This window comes from Prevotella sp. Rep29, from assembly GCF_019551475.1.
Classification (GTDB): domain Bacteria; phylum Bacteroidota; class Bacteroidia; order Bacteroidales; family Bacteroidaceae; genus Prevotella.
Genome location: NZ_CP047159.1, coordinates 100,544 through 125,512, shown reverse-complemented (window position 1 = coordinate 125,512; position 24,969 = coordinate 100,544). Strand labels below are relative to the sequence as shown.

Sequence of the window (24,969 nt, the reverse complement as noted above, 5' to 3'; positions counted from 1 at the left end):
TGTCATTATGGCAAAGGACTATAGCGAAGACCAACTGATACAGCGGAGTGCAGCCGATTTGATGGAGAAGGAACTGGGCTGGACGAGTGTGTATGCTTTTGATAAGGAGGTGCTCGGCACGAACGGTACGCTGGGGCGCACGTCTTACCATGAAGTACTGCTGACGGGCCGTTTCCGCAAGGCGCTGAAGACGCTGAACCCTTGGCTGACGGACAAGCAGTTGCAGGAGGCTACGGAGCGCATGACGGAACACATGAGTTCGCAGACGCTGATGCAGGTGAACGAGCAGAAGTATCAGTACATCAAGGACGGTGTGCCCGTGACCCGCATAAAACCGAACGGCGAGACGGAGGAGGTGCGTGCCAAAGTGATAGACTTCGCTTCGCCAGAGAAGAACGACTTCTTGTGTGTCCGCGAGATGTGGGTGTATGGTGCGCTCTATCATCGCCGTGCCGACATCGTGGGCTTCGTGAATGGGCTGCCTTTGCTGTTTATGGAACTGAAGAACCACGATGTAGAAGTAGTGGATGCCTTCAACAAGAACTATCGCGACTATTTGGATACGATTCCGCAACTGTTCTATCACAACGCCTTTATCATGTTCAGCAACGGACTGGAGGCACGTGTGGGAACCATCGACTCGAAATGGGAGTTCTTCCACGAATGGAAACGACTGAAGGAGGAAGATGCCGGCAACATCGAACTGCCGACGATGTTGAGGGGTATCTGTAAGAAGGAGAACTTTTTGGACTTGCTGGAAAACTTTATCCTCTACGACCACAGCGGCGGACGAACGGCTAAGATTCTGGCCCGAAACCACCAATACCTTGGTGTGAACCAAGCCGTAGAAATGTATCGCAACCGTCAGTATCTGAACGGAAAGTTAGGTGTGTTCTGGCATACGCAAGGCTCGGGTAAGAGTTATTCCATGCTGTTCCTCTCGCAGAAGATTCGTCGCAAGTTTGAGGGCTCGCCCACCTTCCTTGTACTGACCGACCGCGACGAACTGAACAAACAAATCAGCGACACGTTTGAGAACTGCGGACTGTTGGGCAACGTGAAGGCGAAGAAGTTCATCGCCAGCAGTGGCGAGGACCTGAAATCGAAGTTGAAAGGCAATCCGTCGTTCATCTTCTCGCTCATTCAGAAGTTCAACGACCCGAAGGCTGAACCGATCTATCCCGACCACGACATCATCGTGATGAGCGACGAGGCGCACCGCACGCAGAATGGCATCTTTGCCGACAACCTGATGCACTTGCTGCCAACCGCCCATCGCATCGGTTTCACAGGTACACCGTTGCTGTCAAACGACAACATCACGGCACGTACCTTTGGTGGCTACGTAAGTATCTATGACTTCAAACGGGCCGTAGAGGATAAAGCAACGGTGCCACTCTATTATGAGAATCGTGGTGAGAAACTGCAAGACCTGAAGAATCCAGAAATCAACGACGAGATTGCAGCCGCCCTGGAACAAGCGGGCGAACTGGATGCCTCACAACTGGCCAAGCTGGAACGGGAGTTTGCCAAGGAGGTGCATCTGCTGACAGCAGCCAAACGTCTGCGCCTGATTGCCAAGGACTTTGTGCATCATTACAGCGACCTGTGGACTTCGGGCAAGGCGATGTTCGTGTGCTATAACAAGGTGACCTGTGTACGAATGTTCAACTATGTGCAGGAATACTGGCAGCGCGAAATCAAGGCATTGGAAGATGCCATCGTGAAATGCACCTCGCAACAAGAGGCGCAGGAGATGCAGCGCAAACTGGAATGGATGCGTGAGACGGACATGACGGTAGTCGTTTCGCAAGAGCAGAACGAGATACAGACGTTCCAAAAATGGGGCCTCGACATCAAGCCGCACCGCGAGCGGATGGAAAAGGAAGAACTGGACAAGGCTTTCAAGGCCGATGACTCACGGTTGCGCGTGGTCTTTGTCTGCGCCATGTGGCTGACAGGCTTCGACGTGAAAACGCTCTCGTGCCTCTACATCGACAAACCGATGAAGGCTCATACGCTGATGCAGACCATCGCGCGTGCCAATCGCGTAGCAGAAGGAAAGACCAACGGACTGATCGTCGACTATATCGGCATCGTGAAAGCCCTGCGCCAGGCATTGGCCGACTATACCGCCAACCCGGAAGGTGGCGCAGGAGGCAACGACCCAACGATTGATAAGAAAGAACTCATCAAGCATGTCATAGAGACGATAGCCGCTGCGGCGGCTTTCCTGAAAGAGCACGACTTTGAGTTGGATGACCTCATCAAAGCAGAGAGTTTCGAAAAACTGTCGTTGCTGAAGAAGGCAGCCAATGCAATGTGCGAGACAGCGGAAATCAGGAAGTCCTACTGCACGTTTGCCTCCACGCTGTTGAAACTTTGGAAATACCTCGACCGCGAAGACATCACACCCGAGATGAAACAGCAGAAAGATGCCATCGAAGCCATCTACAAGGAACTGCAACAGAAACGCAAACATGCTGACATCACTGACTTGAGCGTAGCCATCAACGAAATCGTGAATGAGCATTTAGAAGTAGATTCGAATTCCACAATGGTAGCAGAGTCACGTCGCTTTGATATTAGCGGCATTGACTTTGAACTACTCCGTCGTGAGTTTGCCAAGAGCAAAGAAAAGAATCTTGTTCTGAAAGATATACAGGAACTGCTTCAAGAGCGTATCGCTCAGATGTTAGCTCAGAATCCCTCACGTATCAACTTTTACGAGAAGTATCAGGAAATCATTCACGACTATAACCAGGAGCAGAACCGCGCAACTATAGAGAAAACCTTCGAGGAACTGATGAAACTCTCCCACGAACTGACCGAAGAGGAGAAACGCTACATTCGTGAAGGTTTTGAGAATGACGAACAGCTCTCCATGTACGATGTGCTGATGAAAGATGACCTCTCAAAGGAAGACATAAAGAAGCTAAAGGTCGTCGCAAAAAAATTGTTGGAGAAGATAAAGGCCCAACTGGCCACGATGGATCATCCGTTCGACAAGCAAGAGACCAGAGCATCCATCATCATCACCATTCGTGACATCCTCTGGAAAGAACTCCCAGAGAGCTATACCGATGAAAGCATCAACTACTACCGCGATGCTGTGTATAACTACGTCAGCCAGCATTATGGAAGTGTGGCATAAATCATTTTAATAAAAGATAATATGGACAACGAGAAATATTCCAACTATCCACTTTCTATTAGCGCTATATTGGGACTGATAGAAGCCAACGACATTGCTATTCCTGAAATACAGCGACCTTTTGTATGGAAGAAAACACAAGTGAGAGACCTGATTGATTCGCTATACAAAGGTTACCCTACTGGTTATCTCATTTTGTGGAAGAATCCAAACGTCAAGTTGAAGGACGGAACTATTTCTTCTGGCAAAAAGGTGCTGATAGATGGCCAACAGCGTATCACAGCTTTGATGACCGCTGTTGCTGGCAGAACAGTATTTAATAGTGAGTACCAAGAGGAACGTATCAAGATCGCATTCGATCCAATCGCTGCACTAAGTGGGGAACCAGATGCAGAGATCTTTGCTGTGGCTACTCCCGCTATCAGGAAAAGCAAGAGGTGGATTCCGGATATTGCCGAATTGTTCAAAACTTCATATTCCCCTTTTGATTTTATTCCTCAATATTGTGAAGACAATCCTGGAATAGACCAAAGGACTTTAGATAGAATAATCACAAAACTTAAGGGCATAGCCAATAGGATGATAGGTGTCATCGAACTTTCCGAAAATCTTGACATCGACATTGTGACAGACATCTTCATCCGTATCAATTCAAAGGGAACAGCTCTAAGTCAAGGCGATTTCGTCATGTCGAAGATTGCTGCCGACGAGAAACACGGAGGTAATACGCTTCGGAAAGTTATTGACTATTTCAGTCATCTTGCTGTTGTTCCATCGTTCTATGATTATCTAGCTTCACATGATACAGCTTTTGCTGCTACTCCTTACCTGCAAAAATTGAAATGGCTGAAAGATGATACGGAGACCGTCTATGATCCAGAGTGTGACGATGTGATTCGGGTAGCCTTTATGCACAAACTGAAACGAGCAAAGTTGTCAGATCTCGTGAGCCTGCTTTCTGGACGTAACTTTGAAACACGTGAGTTCAACGAGGAAATAGTGGAACACACGTATGAAGAATTCACAGAGGGTGTGATGAACGTAATCAACGAGTATAACTTCAAGCGGTTTATGATTGCAATTAAGTCGGCAGGATTCATTTCTTCACGACTTGTCAATTCAAACATGGCTCTTGATTTCGCTTATACCATCTATCTGCTATTGAGGGAGTCGAACGAAGTTCCAGTGGAGGACATCAAACGTTATGTGCAGAAATGGTATGTACTCTCCGTGTTGACGGGACGCTATAGCAGTTCTCCTGAATCTGCTTTCGCAAGAGATATTCGTCGTATAAGGGAATCAGGCGTGGTTGCCATCCTTAAGGAAATTGAGGATGCACAGTTGTCTGAGAACTTTTGGAATGTAGCTTTGGTACAGAATCTGTCATATACCTCAACCAATAATCCGACTTATTTGGTATTCTTGGCTGCACAGATATTCTTCAATGATGTGTCATTTTTGTCTAACAATGTACCTGTGAGGGAACTAATTGCTTTAGGTGGAGACGTTCACCATATTTTCCCCAAGCAATACCTCATAGATCACCATTTTGATAAGTCGCTTTATAATCAAGAAGCCAACTACGTATTCTTGGACCGCCCTGTCAATATATCTATTGGCAAGAAGGGCCCCAATGTTTATCTGAAAGAGGCTAAGGAACGTTGCTTGAAAGGAGATTCTGAGCAGACCGGCTTGGTAAACAGCATTGATAAGCTTTATGCAAACCTTGAAACTAACTGCGTTCCACTAGAAGCAATGGAAATGGACTTTAACTCCTACGAAACCTTCCTTGACAAGCGCAGAAAAATGATGGCTGCTAAAATTAAGAAATACTATTATAGTTTGTAAGTTCGAAAATAGCATGAAGGATCGTGTTTGTTATTTTTCAAAAGATGATTTATCTGTAGGACATTATCTAGAGATGGCAGAAAAGCGTATTCAAGAAGTGGCCGAAGGGGATGTCCTGACTTCGTCAATGCGCCACCCAAATTAAGATTTGTTGCCAGATATGTCGAAAAGTGGTTTCACTGCGAGGTGCTTCTCCGTCAAGAAGAGTGTCTTAGTGAAGTAAGTCCCGTTTTTAGGCATCCTTACCCTGATTGTCGTGATAGTTTTGGCTGCCTCAAGCACCTTATCGACACTCATCCCAATCTTGTTAATGGCAATGAGTCGCTCCAGTTCCTTATATACCTTATAGGCGATGAAGCAAATGCAGACATGTGCCTCTATCCTACGTTCTGTAAAATGAAACATCGGACGCATTTCCAGAGTTCCTTTTGAAATACGGAATGCACGTTCCACCACCCAGAGTCCATGATACTCGGCAATGACACGCTCGGCGTCAAGGTCTGTATTGGTGATGTAGCCCTTGAGTCCGTCCCACTGGCAGTCCTCTGCAATCTTCTCTTCGCTGATGACGACTTCTATGTCCTTGCTGATTTCAAGAAACTTGTTGTAGCCACGCTTGTTCACCTGACTCTTCGTGATGCGTCCGGTCTTATAGGCTTTTCTCAATCGGACAATTCCGCGGTCACGGTTGTAGGCATCCTTCTTTGCACGCTTGTCGGAATAACTGACGATAAGTCTTTCCCCATTCTCACGTTTGTAGTCGTAACAGGCTTTATCAACCTTCTCTAAAGAGAGAATCCATTGCTTCACGCTTGCGCTCTCGCTCTTGATGCGGGCTCCAAGTATGTAGTTGTAGCCAGCCTCCTGCAGCAAAGTGACATTGTTCTTGTTCATCAAGCCTGAGTCTGCCACCACAACAAAATCTTTCCCCAGATTGAAACGCTGCTTGAAGTCATCTATCATTGGTATCATGGTGAAGCCCTCATACTGGCTGCCGTTGAACAGAGAGTATGAAAGCGGGTAGCCTCCTTCTGATACAAGCAGACCGAGTATAACCTGTGACTCTGCCGTCTTTCCATCCTTTGAAAACCCCGGTTCACGCAATACGTCCGTCTGTGCTGTCTCAAAGTAGAGCGTCGTCACGTCGTAGAACATCAATCCAATCTTGCCTCCGAACAGTTTCCGGGTGTGCTCTACGCTAATCTGCTGCGCAAGCTCCATCTGGGTATTGTAGAGCTTGTCCATGTAGCGATAGATGTGGTTGAGGTCAACATCTTCATCATAATATGACTTCAGGTAATCTACTGTGGCAAGTTTGCTTCTGGGCTGCGACACCCTTGCGATTACCAAATGACGCAGAATCTCATCGGGAATCCGGTTGAAGCCGATGCTGTCATAGACTTGATCAAGCAGAAGCCGAGTACCGTTTATCAACACGTTGTCAATATTGCTAAGGAAACGCTCTGTCTCCTCGACTTCCTTTCCCTTGCGGTCATCAAAGTCAAGTTCTTGCTGACCGCCAAATGAACGTATCCATGCAGCAGCCTTATCGCATAATGAATGTATTTCCTCTTCGGATGTAGAGGAGCCAAACGATTTTATTTCTTTATACTTTCCACTCGCTTTACTGACCACTACCACACTTGTAGAGCCGGAACGATTGTGTTTCTTGCGTACATACATGGTGCAAAGGTACACGTTTTTCGCTTGCGCCACCCAAACCACCCAATAATTTTACGTAACTCGCTGATTATCATTGTGCGCTATATGATGGCGCAAAAAAGTGATGAAGTCAGGAATATATCTATTGGCAAGAAGGGCCCCAATGTTTATCTGAAAGAGGCTAAGGAACGTTGCTTGAAAGGAGATTCTGAGCAGACCGGCTTGGTAAACAGCATTGATAAGCTTTATGCAAACCTTGAAACTAACTGCGTTCCACTAGAAGCAATGGAAATGGACTTTAACTCCTACGAAACCTTCCTTGACAAGCGCAGAAAAATGATGGCTGCTAAAATTAAGAAATACTATTATAGTTTGTAAGTTCGAAAATAGCATGAAGGATCGTGTTTGTTATTTTTCAAAAGATGATTTATCTGTAGGACATTATCTAGAGATGGCAGAAAAGCGTATTCAAGAAGTGGCCGAAGGGGATGTGCCTACAGATTTGGAGGGTGTTATTGAACTTTGGCACATCAAACGTATGATAGATGACGAATGTAGATTCTTGGAATGGACAGATGAAAAATTTAACACACTGAAGCAATTAACAAGTGGATATGGTAAAATTATCTCTGGATTCTTCTGTCATCTTGATCCTACTCTACTCAAAAGTGAATTTGAACGATTAGAATGGACATACAAAAATACTTTTTGGAAAATAATAGACGCATACAAGTTATACAAATTAATAAAGCCTGAGATCTTGCGTGATATATTAGCAGGAAACAACAATTATGTGCGTGAGGTTTTAGAATGTAAAGGGATTGTTGAGAAGTTTAAGAGTATTATTCGTGAAATACTTTTGAGTAATGTAAATAGTGCTCACATTATTCTTGACAAGTATGTCACAAAACGAGATTTGCGTAGAGACGCAGAAATGCATCTTCCATCAAATCTTACGTTGGCAGATAAAGAACAGATACTTGTTAATTATTTGCAAAGTGATGATCCAAATCTAAACTATGTAAGATTGATTACCCAAATAAAAGATGATAAGAATAATATAAAGCTTTCACCAAAGACAAGACTTCTTGCCGAAAGATTGGATAAGAAACTTAATGATGAGATGTTAAACGATCCTAGTACAGTTACAACACGCTGGTCTTTAGGAGTTCAATTTGTTGATGAAGAAGGGAGACCACCAATAGAACTCCATATCGACGAAAGGGGGAATCCCACTTACATATATAGTATTCCATATATTATGAATCAAGATAATGTGCATAGGGTTGGCAATTGTATTTCTTTGTTTGGATGGATGAACCAACACTTTTTGCTAAATCTGATTAATAAGCAGACAGAGGTAGACACCATGGAGTCCTTATTAATGGATATTGGAAGAGATTCGTATCCGACTCATATTAGGTTTAATAATAAGAATAATTTGGCATTATTTCAAACATTCGCCTATAACAAAGTTCTAACGCAGACACTGAATAGCTCTTTTGAAATCGAGCTAAAAACATTTTATGAAAAGCATTTACGAACCCAATATGGATACTGTGGATTGCCTATCAGTCTTCCCTCAAATGATGATTCTACACTAAACAAATGTCGTGTGTTGTGTCCAGAATTAGATGCAGTTGTTAAGCAATACAATACATTTGTGGAAGAAGATGAAATTGATAAGGATTTAATCAGGTTGTCTAAGCCGTTAAAAGTTGAAGAAGGCAAAAGTTTGCTTATAAATAAGTATTATGAAATTGCAGATGGAAATAATGAGATAAGAAGTGTGTTGTGGGGCCTTTTAGGCTCTGGCAATTCTTTGTTGTCACATGTTGAGCCATTCAAGTACAAGCATTATCATTCTCTAGCGGAATTGCTGGAGAAAGAAAATGATGTCCAATATTCTAATTATGCTAACTATCAAAAACCACATTTAGATTTTCTCATAGAACAAAACATAATCGGGGTTAACAGTGATGGGAATCTATATATAGTTAGCCAATTACAATTAAATGTGTTGAGATCGCTATGGGAATATGGAGTTTGTTCCTATTGGCATTACAATGATGAAGGACAGAAAATAATAGACAAAATGTTTGATAAGGGATGGCTTGTGAAAGATGACCACCTGTTAAGTAAACCTGAACGCGACTACTTTAGTTATTATCTTGATAACGGTAGATTCACTAATGGCATGGCATATCGGAATCATTATATGCATGGTAGTACACCACCTGTAGATGATGAAAATGCGCATATTGCTGCATATCATACAATCCTTAGATTATTTGCTATTTTAATCTTAAAAATAGAAGATGATTTATGGTTAGCGAGTAAGACAATGGAAAGAAGTGTTGTAATTGGAGAAACGCAAGTATAGATTTCCGTATAGAAAAACTAGGTAATACCTTTTAATATGCACTGGTATGTACGGGACAAGTGCAATTGAGTGTAGAATCATGAGGCTAAAAGTACAAAAATGGGATATAGTTTACCCACAATGTGCAAATATAACACTTCGGAAAAGTGGCCTGTCTTATTGTTGAAGATTAAAATTATAAAAAATGAAAGATAAAAGAATTTATGGGATGTTTGGCCCAAAGATAAAGGCCATGAGACTGGAGCAAGGATTGAAGCAACGGCAGTTGGCAGAATTGCTGGGGACGGACATGCCCATGTACAGTAAGATGGAGCTGGGAGCACGGCGTGTAAGGCGTGACCAGGTTCCCAAGTTGGCGGAGCTGTATAAGGTTGACGAGAAGGAACTGATGACGCTCTGGCTGGCCGATGGCGTGTATGCCGCATTGAAGGAGGAAGATGAAAACCTCCGCTTAGATGCCATTGACTTGGCAAAGGAGTACTTTAAGGGGTGAATGAATTGTTCATCCTTCGTAGATAGCAACCGTAGTTGTAATGATACCATATTCGCAAATTACGAATGTGGTTTTGTTGCGGTATGGTGAAGGAAAAACCAGATTGGCAAATCGCCAATGTGGTTTCATTTACGCAAATTAAGCGACAATTATCAAAATGCGACTTTGTGTTGGCCCAAGTTTTCGCGAAAACAAATATGGCAGAAAATTGCAAAAAGTGGCAGAAAATGGTGTCGAACTCAAACCGGTTGTTTTCGCATTGTTTTCGCAAAACGAAAAATCAGCAACTTGAATTTCTTCTAAGTTGCTGATTTTCAATGTGGACCAGCCAGGGCTTGAACCTGGGACCTCCAGATTATGAGTCTGTTGCTCTAACCAACTGAGCTACAAGTCCGATATCAAAGCAAGGGCTTGGATATGCATTGTCGCTGTTGCGATAAATGCGGTGCAAAGGTAAAGTGTTTTGCGCAATTCTCCAAATATTTTTTGTGAAAAGAAGCAAAATGAGCAACTTCTTTACTATTTATCTGGCTGGCTTATGTGGCGCCGTTTTTATGTGATGCTTTAAAGAAAAATGAATTTTCTTCATGGGACTGGCTTATAATTCCCGATTTTTATCCAACTTTGTGAAAAGAATTCACGAAGTTACTACGTCTCAGCAAAAAAACAAACACGTTTGTTTTGTTTTGCATTCGACTTTTCGTAACTTTGCAGCAAATAAATTCTACGCATCATATTGAATCTTTAGCTTTGCAATAAATTGCGAGTTGGTTATGCAAGACGATTTTGACATCAGACAGGAGACGGTTTCTTCATCGGAGAAGGAGTTTGAGAACGCCCTTCGTCCGTTGCGGTTCGATGACTTCAGCGGTCAGCAGAAGGTGGTGGAAAACCTGGAAGTGTTTGTTGAAGCAGCGAAATATCGTGGCGAACCGCTTGACCACACGCTCCTTCACGGTCCTCCAGGACTCGGAAAGACCACTTTGTCGAACATCATTGCCAACGAATTGGGCGTAGGGTTCAAAATCAGCAGCGGTCCGGTGCTTGACAAGCCGGGCGACCTTGCCGGCATCCTTACTTCGTTAGAGCCCAACGATGTGCTTTTCATTGATGAGATTCACCGCCTCTCGCCCGTCGTAGAAGAATATCTCTATTCGGCGATGGAGGACTATCGCATTGATATCATGATAGATAAAGGTCCGTCTGCCCGTTCGATTCAGATTGACCTCAACCCCTTCACGCTTGTCGGAGCCACCACGCGCAGCGGTCTGCTCACCGCTCCGTTGCGTGCCCGCTTTGGCATCAATCTCCATTTGGAATATTACGAGCCGGAGACGCTGACCCGCATCTTGAAGCGCTCGGCGGGCATCCTTCAGGTGCCCATCACCGACGATGCGGCGGTAGAGATTGCCCGCCGTTCGCGCGGTACGCCTCGTATTGCCAATGCCCTGTTGCGCCGTGTGCGCGATTTTGCGCAGGTAAAGGGAAACGGGAGCATCGATACCGACATCGCCCGCATCTCGCTGACGGCGCTGAACATCGACCAGTACGGCCTCGACGAGATAGACAACAAGATTCTCCTGACCATCATCGACAAGTTCCGTGGCGGTCCGGTAGGCATCTCCACGATTGCCACCGCCATCGGCGAGGAAGCCGGCACGCTCGAAGAGGTTTATGAGCCCTATCTCATCATGGAGGGATTCATCAAGCGGACCCCTCGCGGACGAATGGTGACCGAGCTTGCCTACCAGCATCTCGGACGCAATCCATACCGAAATTCCTCGATGGAACCGGGCTTTTTTGACTAAACACCTTCATTTGAATTGATGAAAAAACGATATGAAGACAGCACTTTTCACAGGAACTTTTGACCCGTTCACGATTGGACATGCCGACATCGTTCGTCGAGCCCTTGCACTTTTCGACCATATTATTATAGGTGTGGCGGTCAGCGAACTGAAACACACGAAGCAGGAAGCCGACCAACGCCTGCAAACCATCAAGCGGCTGTACGACGACAACCCCGCGGTGGAGGTTGTGTCATACAGCGACCTGACTGTTGACCTGGCGAAGCGCACGAATGCCAGCTGTATCATTCGTGGCGTCCGCTCGGTAAAAGATTTCGAGTATGAGCGCGACCAGGCGGAAGTCAACCGCCAGCTCGGTGGCATTGAGACCCTCCTGCTGTTTGCCGACCCGCAGACGGCGCACATCTCCTCGACACTCGTTCGCGAACTGCAGTTTTTCGGTCAAGACGTGAGCAAATATCTCCCATAATCCCCACCCCGCCATGATTACCTACAACTGCGACGGCATCCGAATGCCAGCCTTCCACAAACGAGCCATCACCGCATGGATTCGGCGCGTGGCTGCCACCTACGGCAAGCGCGTGGGCGACATCGGCTACATGTTTGTCTCCGACGAGCGGATTCTGGAAGTCAACCGCACCTACCTCCACCACGACTACTACACCGACATCATCACCTTCGACTATACCGAGGGCGACACCATCCACGGCGACATCGTCATCTCCATAGACACGGTGCGCAGCAATGCCGAGAAGTTCGGCAAGCCCTACGACGAGGAGCTCCGTCGCGTCATCATCCACGGCATCCTCCACCTCTGCGGAATCAACGACAAGGCGCCGGGCGAACGCGAGCAGATGGAACTCGCCGAAGACAAGGCACTTTATTTAATTAAGAATTGACAATTAATAATTGATAAATATGGTTAGAGGGGACTGCTTTGAAGTTCTATTTCTATCCAGCCTTCTCTATCGCTATCAATATCCGCTCTTTTTTTGTCTCTTCCACTTTCCCTCCCTTTCGGGGTATGGTCGAGGGGCAGAAGCCTGCCAAGGCTAAGCTCCCCCGATTCCCACTGCGGCACCGCCTATCACTCCGAGCAGGGCGGTGATGATTGCCAGGACGGCTTTCAGTATCAGCCGCCATTTAGATTGATTGATGTTTTTCATAGTGCTTTTTAGTTTTTGAGTAAGGACTTTAGAGACTTTAAGGACCCTAAGGACTTTAGGGACCTTATAGCCCCTAAAGGTTTTTGTTATGCCTCAACAGCGTTTTTTGGTGCTTCCTGCACGGTGCATCCGGTGAGGAAGGTGCGGGTGCGCGTCTTGTCGGCACTGATTTTCGTCTCGGGCTGGAAGATGACGCGCAGTCCTTTCACGTGCTTGACGGCATTGAAGTCCTTCACGGAGTCGGCACCGACGCTTTGGATACCGATTTTGAATGCGCCGAAGCCGTCGAGTTTCACGCGGTGCGATGCCTGCAGCTCGTCCTGCATTACCTCCACCAGCTCGGTGAGCACAGCCCACACGTCGCTCTTCTTTGCTGTACAGTTGCGTTGTATGCGATCCGCCAGCTTTTTCATATCCACGGTTTCGGTCATCGTGGCACGTGCGTACCATTTGCCTTTGTTCACGAAGTTTTCATTGTTGTTCTGATACAATCGATAAAATACTGCCATTTTTCTTTTCCTTTCTTTTTTAGTGATGAATAATTTAGATGTTGATAAACTGAAGTTGAGAGTTTCCCTTTCGGGAGCGGTCACGACAGACACGGACGACCTGCAGCCGTCATTGCGTCTGGCATCATATAAATATATAATAAGGTGGAGGGGAGAATTCTCTGTCGTTTTTCCGTTTGCAAAGGTACAACATTTTTGAGCCGATTGCAAGTTTTTCCCACTCGGGAAGTTGACCAAAGTGAGAAAGCCCCCTCTGACTCCCCCCACTGGGGGAGAACTGGGAATACTGGGAGCACTGGGAACACTGGGAGGAACTTTACCGCAGAATGATGGGTTGCCGCTCCCCGCCCCTCGCGGAGGGGAGGGGTGCCGACAAGCGGGGTGGGGAGGACCTTAAGGACCTTAAAGTCCTTATCACCAAGAAAAGTCGTTAAAGCAATATAAATCAATAAGTTAAATGTTAAAAACTTTAAAAAACGGGGGGATAAAGGATTATTTTTTCTTTTATTAATAATGTGTGTATCTTTGCTGCGTTTTCCTAAAAGGAGTATTAAGATAAAAAGCAAAAAGCCGAAAGTAATATCAACTGATCGAAAGAGTTATCGAAAGAGTTATAAAAAAATCATCAACAGAAAATCAACATTAAAAAGATAAAGCAATGAAACGACAATTACTTTTACTGCTGGCAGTGCTCTCAGTTGCCGTGCAGTCAGCGAGTGGGCAGTCATCTGCCCCCATCAAGAACCGCGCCTACTACGTCAGCCAGAACGAATTTATCCATACCGATTTCACACCCGGCAGCTACCGCATTCATAAATCGGCAGTAAGTCCTGGATCACAAAATGGTTTGAACCTCGGCGCCTTTATACCCAATCCCGGTTTTGGAGTCATTTGTTCCATTCTGGCGTTGTTTAATACCCCCAAGCAAGAGGATGGAATTGACTATCATGGCTATGTGGCATTGGGAACTGAAGGAGTGCGATTATCTTCTTTGGATGGCCCCACCTTCTGTACCAAAGGATCGTTTACTACTCAAACCCAATGGACAACCAACGCATTGAACAACCTAGAGACAGATGGATTATCAATAATCATTCCCAAATACATAGATTTGAACAATAATACCTGGCACTTCTTAGGCATGAAAACAGGGTCATTTAATGATGAGGGAATTCCTGATTGGTTGGTCGGCAAGCGTCTGAAGGTCGTAGGTCTCGACAGCTATGCTCTCTTTGGTGCTACGGTGAGAATCTGTCTGCCTTCATCGGTAACGTATGTGGGATATAAGGGTTTGTATGACACAGGAAGACAGGATCTGATGACAGGCAAACCGTCTGTTGCCCTGGGCTTTCATCCCGGTAGCGGCACATGGCCCTACTATCCCAAAATTAGCAGCTATCCCTACTATGACAGCAATCAGCTGACAGACGATCCCACGAGTGCGGACTGGAAAGAGTGGAACAACATTGAGAGTCTGGGTGCTGAGGCTGTATCCCACGCATCCTATCGACACGTCACCGACGTAGTCAATCCCAACAAGCTGCGCGAATGGGGGAATCAATGTTTTGCATTCTCACGAGAAATGGAGTCGGTTGACCTGTCGGTCTTCACACATTCCGACATGGCACAGCTTGTGATTCCCGACAGTTGCTTTTATCGTCCCGAGAAGTTGACCACCGTCAATATCGGCGACCGCGTCACCAAAATCGGTAACGGCGCGTTCAGTGGTTTATTAGAAGCCACTGCTACAACTTACACCCCCATCAAGACTGTGATTTTTGGCAGCGGTTTGCAAGAATTGGGCGAACGGTGCTTTGCCGCCGGCAGTATAGACAGCGTGAAGGTAGATCCCTCCTGCCCCCTCACCTCCATTGGTAAAGAGGCGTTCCGGGCTAATCCCAACCTGTCGTACTTCAACTTTCCTTCGCAGGTCAGCCGAATAGAGCAGGCTGCCTTCAAAGAGTGTGGCTTCCAGCGCCGCTTCGACGTGCCCGTCTCGCTGACATATATAGGCGATGAAGCATTCGCCGACAACAAAATCATGCAGATCCACTTCAGCAACGGCACAACCGGCACCCTCACCTATATGGGTGATAAGGCATTCCAGCCGAAAGTGACAGCAGTAACAGGGCCGAGTATACTTAACGATATCCTCGCCAACGAACCGTCGTGGCACCTGCACTACCTCGTGGAGTTTGAAGATGCCGTGCCACCCGCCATCACCAGCGACGGCAACCCCTTCTTTGTGCCAGAGAGCCATCTATATGGCTATGTGCGCCGGCACGTGATAGTGCCGACAGGTTGCGCAGAAGACTATCAACACTCGACGGAGAGCGCGGTGAGTATGTTCAATCACCATGAATACTGCGCCAAGTTTGACCTCACGAAGAATTACGCCCTGCCTCCCTACGGACAGTCGAAAGCAACTCCTGAGGCAGGCGACATCGAGGTCAACGGGAAATACTATTCACCGGCACCATGGCGCATCGCCAGCTCGGCATGGAAACCACAATCCAGGCATGGCTCACACGGCGACATCTACACCTTCAAGCCCGACCACGACGGCACGCTGGTGCGCCTCACCTCAACGCCAGGCGCCACCAACCAGATGGGAGAAGAGAAAGACGTGTACGACGTGGAGATAGTGTATGGCTACAACTACCCCAAGTATATTCTCAGCAGTATTACACGCACGTTGCTGACGAGCGACGACGTGAACGCACGCACGGCACACGCCTACTTCAAAAACGACCGCGCCGACGACATCCCGAAAATCTCCACCGCCAAGGTGGAAGACGGCATCGTGCCACCGGGCGAGGGCATCCTCATCAGCTACGCCACACCGGGCACCTACCTCGTGCCGCTCTATGGCGATGTCAGCTTCCTTGAGAACGTCACCGTTCCTGTCGTACGTCGATCAACACTCACACTCGGAAGTTTCCCCACCACCCTCAGCGACTATTGCGAAGCAGGCAGCGGGCGCTACCAGCGGAACACGATAGAGAGCCTCAGCGCCGAAGCGTCAGCAGATCAACTCGAAGCCATGAAAGGACAGGTGTGGGTGGACTTCAACGAAGTGACGGCAGCTCCCGTGCGCAGCCTCTACGTGTTCAATACCTCGACAGGCGACTACAACGCCACACAGACCAAAATCTCTTTGGACACCATCAACATCAACGAAACGGTGGAATACAACGGAACGTCGTATCCCAAATATAAGGTCATCAACAATAACAATGGCGCTCGTGCCACCTACTACTACAAGACCTACACCATCAGCAGCGACATCGACTGGAAACGGGCTACAGACTATGTAAAGACGCAGCTCACGCCTGCAGGAGAGTTTGCCGTTACCTGGGCATACAACAGGACAAATTACAATAGCGCCTTCACCTACTATGAGGGAGCGGACAACAGCACATCCTACTGGATAGACATTTTCAACCTCGGCACGCAAGCAAGCTCGGGGTCAAGTATCTTCGAGAAGAACTTCTATGCGAACCACGAAGATGCGCAGAACGTGCTCGTGCCGTGCTGGGAGCCGCGCAAGGTATGGCCCGCATGGCAGGTGGTGGACGAAGCCACATACAACACCCTCGCCGAAGATGCGCGTCATATCGAAAAACACCTCTACCACGTGAATGACTATCTCTACTACCTGAAAGGCATGACGCTTGCTGAACTCAACGCCCTGGGCAGCGCCAGCGACGTGGATGGCTTCCTGAGCTTCGGACTGTCCAACGGCTATTTCGTTCCTGCGAAGGTGGCGAACTACACACAAGCCAACCGCTCCTACTTCCGCGTCCATACGAGCCACCTGCACGCCAAGCACACAGAGGTGGCAGCCGGCGGAAAGGCAGTCATCATGGATGAGGGCGACATCAACAGCGAGACGACAGGCATCAGCGACATCAACCGCACACCAGCCGACAGCGACACTTGGTACACCCTGCAAGGCACACGCCTGACAGGAAAGCCTGCACAGAGCGGCATCTACATCAACAACGGAAAGAAAGTGATTATCAAGTAAAGACACGACAACTATGAAGAAGAAACAATATATCACACCCGAAGCAACCATCGTCGCCTTTCCAGAAACGGGCGGTGCCCTCATGGCGAGCGAAGGTGGAGACATCCACTTCCAGGAGGACTGCGACGACAGTGATCCCGACAACCCTTGCGACCCGACCAACTAGGACGGCAAAGGCACCATCTGGAGCGACGAGGACACCTATCCCGTCGGCAACAGTTGGGGAGACTTCGACTAAAACCCACCCCCGCCCCTCCCGAAAGGAGGGATAAAGAAAGGGGAAGAGACCCTAAAGACCCTAAAGTCCTTAGCGCTTGTAAGGACTTTAGGGTCTTTTTTAATTAAGGTTAGGAGGAGGGGCTTCCTCAGCCCAGCTCCCTGAGAATCCGCCTCATGCGCGAGGGCTGCACATAGTGAATCCATCGGCAGTGGTTGCATACACGCCGGCGAGTGCCGGTCTTCATCATCTCGAACTTTTCATCGGGCAATTCGCAGCCACACTTGGTGCAAAACATGATTAATAAAAAGAGAAGCCCCACCCTAACCCTCCCCCAAATGGGGAGGGAATGCCTGGCAGGGGGAAATCTGTAAATGATAATTGATAAATATGGTTAGAGGGGTCTTAATGAAAAACTAGATAGGCTATCCGAAAAACTCTCACCCCGCGAGGCGCTCCCTCCCCATTTGGGGGAGGGCTGGGGAGGGGCTCCGTTGGATAATCGCCTGGTGGCGGTTGTTGCCGGCGGTGCGGCAGGAGACGTGGAGCCAGATGCCGCCCGTGCGCGGTGAGTGCTCGAAGAGCAACTGGTCGTAGTCGCAACACTCGCGGATGAAGTTGAACATCTGCATGCCTACCACCATGTCCACCACGCGGATGTCGGCAGCCTCGCCCCGCATGTGCTGCGAGTTGGACACCCCGCCGACGGCCCGGTTGAGTCGTGGGCAGCGATAGCCGGAGGTGATGACGATGCGCCCGAAGCGGTGACGCAGGGGCTCCAGCACCCGCTGGCAGAGGTGGCACAGGCGGGCGACGTGCTCCCACCCGGGCGTATTGTCGATATGGAGGCGCTCAGCCGTTGCCGAGCGAACGAACTCGCGGAGCGTGAAGTGCTCCGATAATTTTTGGCTTAAATTGTTTTTCATAGTGTTGATAAAGATTTAAAAAGAGTGGTTACGTTTTCCGGGGGGAGGCTGGATAGCGCAGAAAGCCTGAACGAACGGGACTGGGCTGGACAGGATAGCCGGGACAGAAAGCCCCGACGAGCCATGCTGCCTACCCTTCCCTCGCGCGCAGGTGTATATATAATAATGTGTAGGTGGCTCCCGGGCACCACCATCCCATCATCATACACACGCCGGCATACCGATTGCCTGGGCGTGACTTGCCCAGCGTGTCTCGTTTTCTGTCATCCGCCTTGATGAGCGTACTCCAGACCCGATAAGTTTTAGTGTTTCAGGGGCTTTAGTTTCGGCTAAAGCCACCCCCGTTATTTCTGTGTTGCAAAGGTACAAAATTTTAATGCCGAATGCAAGAAAACCGGCATCTTTTTTCGACCCATTTTCAAAAAAGTTTTTCCGCCGGAAATGTATAATTATACAGGGCACGGCGACTTTCTGACACTTTCATAAACTATTGATTTACAGGCAGTTAGAGAGCACTTTCCAAAAGTGGCACTTTTGGCTCCTAAAAGTGGCACTTTTGGACGCTGAAAGGGGAACTTTTGCAAGCCAAAAGTTCCCCTTTTGGAAAGCGAAAGTTCAAGTAGTATATTTATACGCTTTCCGTGTATAAATATACATATTGGAAGGGCAGCATATTTTTCTGCACCCAAGAGTCGTGTAAATGAAAAAAAATAGCTACATTTGCATGGCACAAAAAGGCAGAACACATCATATCAATCAATAAAAACATGACAACTATGAAGAAAATGGTATTCAGGATGGTCGTGCTGGCAGCACTGCTGCTCGCAGGCAAAAGCACTGTCGCAGCACAACCGAAAGAGAAAATCGTGGTGGCATACGTATGCTCGTGGACGAACGAGCGACTGCCCGACCCCACACTGATGACACACGTCAACTACGCCTTCGGGCACGTGAAAAAGACCTTCGACGGCGTGAACATTCAGAACGAGCCGTTCCTGCGCAAGGTGGTCGCACTGAGAAAGCAGAATCCGAAACTGAAAATCATGCTGTCGGTAGGCGGATGGACAAGCGGCAACTTCTCCGAGATGGCTGCCACGGCTAAGACGCGCACCGCGTTTGCGAAAGACTGCAAGCGCATCGTGGACGAATATGGGCTGGACGGCATCGACATCGACTGGGAATATCCGACGAGCAACGAGGCAGGCATCTCCAGTTCGCCCGACGACACGAAGAATTTCACCCTCCTCATGCGCGACCTGCGCAAGGCGCTGGGCAAGAAGAAACTGCTCACCGCTGCCACCATCGCCGACGGACTCTATATCGACTTCCCGGCATGTATCAAGTACATGGACTTTGTCAACATCATGGCATACGACGTGGCGAACCCGCCGAAGCACCACACCACGCTCTTCCGCTCGCCACTCTCAGGACGCATCACCGTCGAGGAAGCCATCAACGCACACATCCGCAACGGTGTGCCGGCAGAGAAGCTGACACTCGGCATGCCGCTCTACGGACGCGGCGACCACTCGAACAAGGTGCTCGACCAATATGTCAAGACCCGATATTCCGACGGACTCTATCAGGAACAATGGGACGATGTGGGCAAAGTTCCTTACCTCACCGACCAGAGCGGACAACTTGTCTGGGGATTTGACGACACTCGGTCGCTCGCTGCCAAATGCCAGCTCATCATCGACCGGGGACTGCTCGGCGGCATGTATTGGGAGTGTACGGAAGACAATGCACAGTTAGACCAGATGCGCACTATCCATCTCTCGCTGATGGTGAACAATAAGGCTACTGAGGCAGGCAAGCGTATGCTTGTCTGGACCGACGGAACAGAAAGCAGCGACACAAAGCACGGCATGGCTTGGCTCAAGAAAGTAGGAGAGCAGATGGGCTTTGAAGTAGACGAGATGCCTCTTGGCGCGACTTATCAGAAAGGACTGTTCGACCGCTATCACCTCATCTTCCAACTCAATGGCAATCCATACGCTCTCAGCGATGATGCTCGCGCAGAATTTCAGCAGTATATTGACGAGGCTCGTGGCAGTTTCTATGCTATGCCTGGTGGCGAGAAGGTGAAGGAATGGAAATGGTATGATGACTTTACCGACAGTCTGCGCATTGCGCCTATTGAGGGAAGCAACGTGAACGCAGGCGGGAAGTGGTGCCCGCAGTTGTGGACTAACACAAAGAAACATGCCCGCACACTGTTCTATCAGTGGGATGAAAACCTGAAAGAGGTTACCGACATGAAGCCCTATCTCGAAATGACAGAGCGTGCCTTGGCATGGTTGCTGCATAAAGATAACTGATAATAAAATCGGGATTCGGTCTGTAATAGGCATATAAACAAAAAAACTCGGAATTTGGATTCCGAGTTTTTTTATTTAGTCAGTTGCTGATTAGGCAGAAATTTCCGCCTCCAATAACCTTAAAACCTTACAGCCTAATAGCCTTGTAGCCTCAAAAGAATCTACAATTTCTCGCCAAAACACAGGTCACCGGCATCACCGAAGCCCGGGACGATGTATTTATGGTCGTTCATTCCCTCGTCGATGGCAGCACACCAGACGGTGCTGTTCTCCGGAAGAATCTCCCTGATAGCATCAAGACCTTCGGGCACGGCAAGCACACAAGCGATGTGCAGATGTTTCGGCGTACCAATCTCCAACAGCGCCTGGATGGCAGCAGCCATCGAACCGCCCGTGGCAAGCATCGGATCGACAATGATGAGCGTCTTCCCCTCGACATCGGGCGACACGAGGTATTCCGTATGCACACCCACCTCCGTATGCTCGGCGTTGGTGTACATGCGATAGGCTGACACAAAGGCGTTGCCGGCATGGTCGAACACATGGAGGAATCCCTCGTGGAAAGGCAGTCCGGCACGCAAGACCGTTGCAAGCACCACCTTGTCTTCCGGCAGTTGCATCTCAGCATCGGCAAGCGGCGTGTGGACCGTCTTCAACTCATAGTCGAACGTCTTTGATATCTCGAAAGCCATTATCTCGCCGATACGCTTCAGATTGTTACGGAAAAGCAAACGGTTCTGCTGATAGTCTTTATCGCGGAGTTCCGCCAGATAAAGGTTCATGACAGAGTTTTGTTCAGAAAGGTTAATCGTCTTCATACCACTTTGTTTTTCAGTTTTCGACCACAAAGGTAATTAAAAAAACTTGGAAAACACGATATCGTCCCATTTATTTTCACTACCTTTGCAACGCCACAAAAAGAATTGACATTTTTCATGCAGTACTTCGGAGAGTTGATTTCACTCGGCGTCGCTTTCTCATGGACGATTACGGCACTGGCAAGCGAGGTGGGCAGCAAGCGGTTGGGCGTTCTGTCGCTGAACGTCTGGCGGCTAGGGCTTGCCATGGTCTGCTCTGCCGCGCTGATGTGGGTTGTCACGGGCAATCCGCTCCCTGCACATGCCAGTGGGACGGCGTGGTTCTGGCTGATGCTCTCGGGCGTGGTGGGCTACTTCTTCGGCGACTGGTGCCTGTTCAATTCCTACCTGTGTTTCGGCTCCCGCTACGGACAGCTCTTCATGACCCTCGCCCCGATGTTTGCCGCCCTGTCGGCATGGACCTTCTTAGGGCAGACGCTGGGCTGGAACTCGCTGATAGCCATGGCAGTCACGCTGACGGGTATCGCCGTCTCAGTATTAGGACGGGGAGAGCACCACACGCTGTCGCTGCAGCTGCCCACGAAGGGAATCCTCTACGGAATCGGGGCGGCGATGGGACAGGGAGTGGGACTGATTCTCAGCAAGATAGGACTGGACCAATACACGGCTGACGTGCCGGCGACGCTCCTGCCAGAGATAGAACACTATCTGCCGTTCGGTGCCAACATGATACGCTGCCTGGCAGGAACAGCCTGTTTCATGTTGTGGATACTGATGTCCGGCAATCTGCCACAGTTCAAGAAGAGCGTCCACGACCACAAAGGCATGAAAGCGATGCTCATCACCGTCCTTTTCGGTCCGTTCCTCGGAGTGGGCTTCTCACTGATGGCAGTACAATACACGGCAGCCGGCATCGCCTCGACCATCATGGCGCTGAGCCCGATTCTCATCATCGTGCCTTCCTACTACCTCTTCCAGCAGAAAATCACGACCAAAGGAGTGGTGGGCGCCATCATCTCAATCATCGGCGTTTCGCTATTCTTCCTCTTGTAAAACATTCACCCTCAAAAAAAATACACACATCATGAAAAGACTGTTCTTACTATTAACCTTGGTATTGGCAATCCACACTTCATGGGCACAAGACACACCGCGCGCCAAGAAGTGCGTCGCCGAAGTACGGAAACAATATGCTGCTGCGAAAGAGCGCAGCGAAAGAGAAGAAAAAGAGGAGTACGCACCGAAAGAAAACATGACCGTCAACCTGAACTACATCATCCCCGGTTGCGGTCCGACGGCAGAAACACTGCATTACCTCTTCACGGCAAAAGACGGTGAAGAGCCGGGCATGAGAACCTATCAACCGCTTCTCATCACCCGAAAATACAACGTCGCCGCGCGACAGATGTATGAAGAGTACCTGTTTGACGGACAGACGGGCGAAATCATCTTCACGCTTTTCCAACACGACAACTACAATGGCGGGAAAGACGAGACACGCTACTATTTCGACCACGACGGAAAAGCATGGGAAATCTTCAAGGGAGAACGCGTCATGGACGATGTCTTTGCCAGACGGCAGGCAGCTGACCTGAAGGCAGCAGCCGACCAACTCATCAACCGGGACTATTAAAATCCGAACCAGCCGCCACGCCAAGAAAAAGAATTTTCTTGTCAAATAGCCCCCAGAATCAAACAATTTGAAAGGAAAAATAAAAAAAGACGAACAAAATGATGTTCCGTTCAGTATATTTTCGTAACTTTGCAGTCTGAAAATAGAAAATATCATAATAACTAATAATCATAATAAACAAAACATGGCAAAGTTAGATTTGACACAGTATGGCATTACCGGTTCTACCGTGATTGCCCACAATCCATCGTATGAATTCCTCTATGAGGAAGAGACAAAAGCCGGTCTGACCGGTTTCGACAAAGGTCAGAACACCGAACTCAACGCTGTCAACGTGATGACAGGTATCTACACCGGTCGCTCACCAAAAGACAAGTACATCGTTTGCGACGAGCAGTCGAAAGACAAAGTGTGGTGGACCACCGAGGAGTACAAGAACGACAACCACCCCATGAGCGAAGAAGTATGGGCTACGGTGAAAGACATCGCCATCAAAGAACTCTGCAACAAGAACCTGTACGTGGTTGACGCATTCTGCGGCGCCAACGAAGGCACCCGTCTGGCTGTGCGCTTCATCGTGGAAGTGGCATGGCAGGCTCACTTCGTGACGAACATGTTCATCCAGCCGACCAAGGAAGAACTGGAGAACTTCGAGCCCAACTTCGTCATTTACAACGCATCGAAGGCAAAGGTTGAAAACTACAAGGAACTGGGTCTGAACTCTGAAACCTGCGTGGCTTTCAATACAACAAGCCGCGAGCAGGTGATTATCAATACTTGGTATGGCGGCGAGATGAAAAAAGGTATGTTCTCCATGATGAACTACTTCCTCCCGCTGCAAGGCATCGCTTCTATGCACTGCTCTGCCAACACCGACATGGAAGGCAAGAACACCGCCATCTTCTTCGGACTGTCAGGCACGGGTAAGACCACCCTCTCTACCGACCCGAAGCGTCTGCTCATCGGTGACGACGAGCACGGATGGGACGACAACGGCGTGTTCAACTTCGAAGGCGGATGCTATGCGAAAGTCATCAACCTCGACAAAGAGAGCGAGCCCGATATCTACAACGCCATCAAGCGCAACGCACTGCTCGAGAACGTGACGGTTGACGAGAATGGCAAGATTGATTTCGCCGACAAGAGCGTGACCGAGAACACCCGTGTCAGCTATCCTATCGACCACATCGAGAAAATCGTTGCCAAAGTGAACGGCAAGAGCGCCGGTCCTGAAGCGCAGAACGTTATCTTCCTCTCTGCCGACGCATTCGGCGTACTGCCTCCTGTCAGCATCCTGACTCCGGAGCAGACGAAGTATTATTTCCTCTCTGGCTTCACCGCAAAGCTCGCAGGAACAGAGCGCGGCATCACCGAACCGACACCGACCTTCTCAGCATGTTTCGGACAGGCATTCCTCGAACTGCACCCGACGAAATATGCAGAAGAACTGGTGAAACGCATGGAGAAGAGCGGCGCCAAGGCATACCTCGTGAACACAGGTTGGAACGGCAGCGGCAAACGTATCTCTATCAAAGACACCCGCGGCATCATCGACGCCATCCTGGGCGGCGCTATCCTGAAGGCTCCGACGAAGAAGATTCCTTACTTCAACTTCGAAGTGCCGACAGAACTCGAAGGGGTTGACACCAACATCCTCGACCCGCGCGACACATACGCAAACCCCGCAGAATGGGAAGAGAAAGCAAAAGACCTTGCAGGACGCTTCATCAAGAACTTCGCAAAATACGAAGGAAACGAAGCCGGAAAAGCACTCGTTGCAGCAGGTCCGAAACTCTAGTATTATCTTAATGCATTGATATCGGAAGGGGCGTGTCTTCGGACATGCCCTTTCTATTTGATAATCAGTTCATGCGGGTTGATACACCAATCACCACCTCGATGATTGTCACCCTGCGAGGGGTATCGGCATACCCGACTGATTTAGGGCATCCCCTCTCTTCTCCAACTAATGCTGATTTGTATTTACCGAACCTACGTTAA

General features: G+C 48.6%; 20 protein-coding genes and 1 tRNA gene. 14 read left to right on the top strand and 7 right to left on the bottom strand.

All coding sequences use genetic code 11. The features are described from left to right. Positions 1-7: 7 nt before the first annotated feature. Positions 8-3,154 carry a type I restriction endonuclease subunit R gene (locus GRF55_RS00515; RefSeq protein ID WP_220368643.1) on the top strand — a complete coding sequence of 1,049 codons (3,147 nt, stop codon included), beginning with the start codon at positions 8-10 and terminating at the stop codon, positions 3,152-3,154. Positions 3,155-3,175: 21 nt separating this feature from the next. After that, the gene (locus GRF55_RS00510) at positions 3,176-5,002 is read left to right on the top strand and encodes a DUF262 domain-containing protein (RefSeq protein ID WP_220368642.1); all 1,827 of its coding nucleotides are present in this window, start codon (positions 3,176-3,178) and stop codon (positions 5,000-5,002) included. Between the two features lie 141 nt (positions 5,003-5,143). Here GRF55_RS00510 and GRF55_RS00505 read toward each other — a convergent pair whose 3' ends face one another. Next, a complete protein-coding gene (locus tag GRF55_RS00505; RefSeq protein ID WP_172774742.1) occupies positions 5,144-6,685 on the bottom strand; it encodes an IS1634 family transposase in 1,542 nt (513 codons plus the stop codon). Positions 6,686-6,769: 84 nt separating this feature from the next. Between GRF55_RS00505 and GRF55_RS00500 the strand changes: the two genes are divergently transcribed. The 3 genes from GRF55_RS00500 (at position 6,770) to GRF55_RS00490 (ending at position 9,540) form a co-directional block, all read left to right on the top strand. Then, positions 6,770-7,042: a hypothetical protein gene (locus GRF55_RS00500; protein ID WP_220368641.1), complete on the top strand. Its 273-nt coding sequence runs from the start codon at positions 6,770-6,772 to the stop codon at positions 7,040-7,042. A 13-nt stretch (positions 7,043-7,055) separates the two neighbouring features. Next, entirely contained in the window at positions 7,056-9,047 is a 1,992-nt protein-coding gene (locus GRF55_RS00495) for a hypothetical protein (protein WP_220368640.1), read from the top strand. 184 nt (positions 9,048-9,231) lie between these two features. Further along, positions 9,232-9,540 (top strand): helix-turn-helix domain-containing protein, encoded by a 309-nt coding sequence (locus GRF55_RS00490; RefSeq protein ID WP_370626729.1) that lies wholly within the window; start codon positions 9,232-9,234, stop codon positions 9,538-9,540. 320 nt (positions 9,541-9,860) lie between these two features. On the opposite strand, the gene GRF55_RS00485 is transcribed toward GRF55_RS00490, so the two are convergent. Beyond that, positions 9,861-9,934, bottom strand: a tRNA-Ile gene (locus tag GRF55_RS00485). 379 nt (positions 9,935-10,313) lie between these two features. Between GRF55_RS00485 and ruvB the strand changes: the two genes are divergently transcribed. Genes ruvB through ybeY form a run of 3 tightly spaced genes read left to right on the top strand, consistent with a single transcriptional unit; the run spans position 10,314 to position 12,247 of the window. Next, positions 10,314-11,348, top strand: coding sequence for a Holliday junction branch migration DNA helicase RuvB (gene ruvB / locus GRF55_RS00480; protein WP_220368639.1), 1,035 nt, complete (start codon positions 10,314-10,316; stop codon positions 11,346-11,348). 31 nt (positions 11,349-11,379) lie between these two features. Further along, complete coding sequence (gene coaD, locus GRF55_RS00475) at positions 11,380-11,817, top strand: pantetheine-phosphate adenylyltransferase (protein ID WP_220368638.1); 438 nt, start codon at positions 11,380-11,382, stop codon at positions 11,815-11,817. 13 nt (positions 11,818-11,830) lie between these two features. Further along, complete coding sequence (ybeY, locus tag GRF55_RS00470; protein ID WP_220368637.1) at positions 11,831-12,247, top strand: rRNA maturation RNase YbeY; 417 nt, start codon at positions 11,831-11,833, stop codon at positions 12,245-12,247. A 153-nt stretch (positions 12,248-12,400) separates the two neighbouring features. On the opposite strand, the gene GRF55_RS00465 is transcribed toward ybeY, so the two are convergent. Together GRF55_RS00465 and GRF55_RS00460 are read right to left on the bottom strand one after the other, a co-directional pair. Then, positions 12,401-12,514 (bottom strand): smalltalk protein, encoded by a 114-nt coding sequence (locus tag GRF55_RS00465; protein ID WP_220368636.1) that lies wholly within the window; start codon positions 12,512-12,514, stop codon positions 12,401-12,403. Between the two features lie 86 nt (positions 12,515-12,600). Beyond that, the gene (locus GRF55_RS00460; protein ID WP_220368635.1) at positions 12,601-13,023 is read right to left on the bottom strand and encodes an HU family DNA-binding protein; all 423 of its coding nucleotides are present in this window, start codon (positions 13,021-13,023) and stop codon (positions 12,601-12,603) included. A gap of 658 nt (positions 13,024-13,681) precedes the next feature. On the opposite strand from GRF55_RS00460, the gene GRF55_RS00455 reads away from it, so the two are divergent. Next, positions 13,682-17,053, top strand: a complete 3,372-nt coding sequence (locus tag GRF55_RS00455; RefSeq protein WP_220368634.1) for a leucine-rich repeat domain-containing protein — start codon at positions 13,682-13,684, stop codon at positions 17,051-17,053. Between the two features lie 13 nt (positions 17,054-17,066). After that, on the top strand, positions 17,067-17,219 hold the full coding sequence (locus GRF55_RS00450; RefSeq protein ID WP_220368633.1) for a hypothetical protein: 153 nt from the start codon (positions 17,067-17,069) through the stop codon (positions 17,217-17,219). A 199-nt stretch (positions 17,220-17,418) separates the two neighbouring features. On the opposite strand, the gene GRF55_RS00445 is transcribed toward GRF55_RS00450, so the two are convergent. Together GRF55_RS00445 and GRF55_RS00440 are read right to left on the bottom strand one after the other, a co-directional pair. Next, a complete protein-coding gene (locus tag GRF55_RS00445; RefSeq protein WP_220368632.1) occupies positions 17,419-17,568 on the bottom strand; it encodes a hypothetical protein in 150 nt (49 codons plus the stop codon). A 142-nt stretch (positions 17,569-17,710) separates the two neighbouring features. Beyond that, positions 17,711-18,196, bottom strand: coding sequence for a D-Ala-D-Ala carboxypeptidase family metallohydrolase (locus GRF55_RS00440; protein WP_220368631.1), 486 nt, complete (start codon positions 18,194-18,196; stop codon positions 17,711-17,713). 776 nt (positions 18,197-18,972) lie between these two features. On the opposite strand from GRF55_RS00440, the gene GRF55_RS00435 reads away from it, so the two are divergent. Further along, on the top strand, positions 18,973-20,517 hold the full coding sequence (locus GRF55_RS00435; protein WP_220368630.1) for a glycoside hydrolase family 18 protein: 1,545 nt from the start codon (positions 18,973-18,975) through the stop codon (positions 20,515-20,517). A gap of 161 nt (positions 20,518-20,678) precedes the next feature. Here GRF55_RS00435 and upp read toward each other — a convergent pair whose 3' ends face one another. Beyond that, the gene (gene upp / locus GRF55_RS00430) at positions 20,679-21,335 is read right to left on the bottom strand and encodes a uracil phosphoribosyltransferase (protein WP_220368629.1); all 657 of its coding nucleotides are present in this window, start codon (positions 21,333-21,335) and stop codon (positions 20,679-20,681) included. Between the two features lie 117 nt (positions 21,336-21,452). On the opposite strand from upp, the gene GRF55_RS00425 reads away from it, so the two are divergent. From GRF55_RS00425 to pckA, 3 genes are all read left to right on the top strand, one after another. Continuing rightward, positions 21,453-22,388, top strand: a complete 936-nt coding sequence (locus GRF55_RS00425; RefSeq protein ID WP_220368628.1) for a DMT family transporter — start codon at positions 21,453-21,455, stop codon at positions 22,386-22,388. A gap of 31 nt (positions 22,389-22,419) precedes the next feature. After that, entirely contained in the window at positions 22,420-22,968 is a 549-nt protein-coding gene (locus GRF55_RS00420) for a hypothetical protein (RefSeq protein WP_220368627.1), read from the top strand. A gap of 184 nt (positions 22,969-23,152) precedes the next feature. Next, positions 23,153-24,766: a phosphoenolpyruvate carboxykinase (ATP) gene (gene pckA, locus GRF55_RS00415; protein WP_220368626.1), complete on the top strand. Its 1,614-nt coding sequence runs from the start codon at positions 23,153-23,155 to the stop codon at positions 24,764-24,766. Positions 24,767-24,969 lie beyond the last annotated feature (203 nt).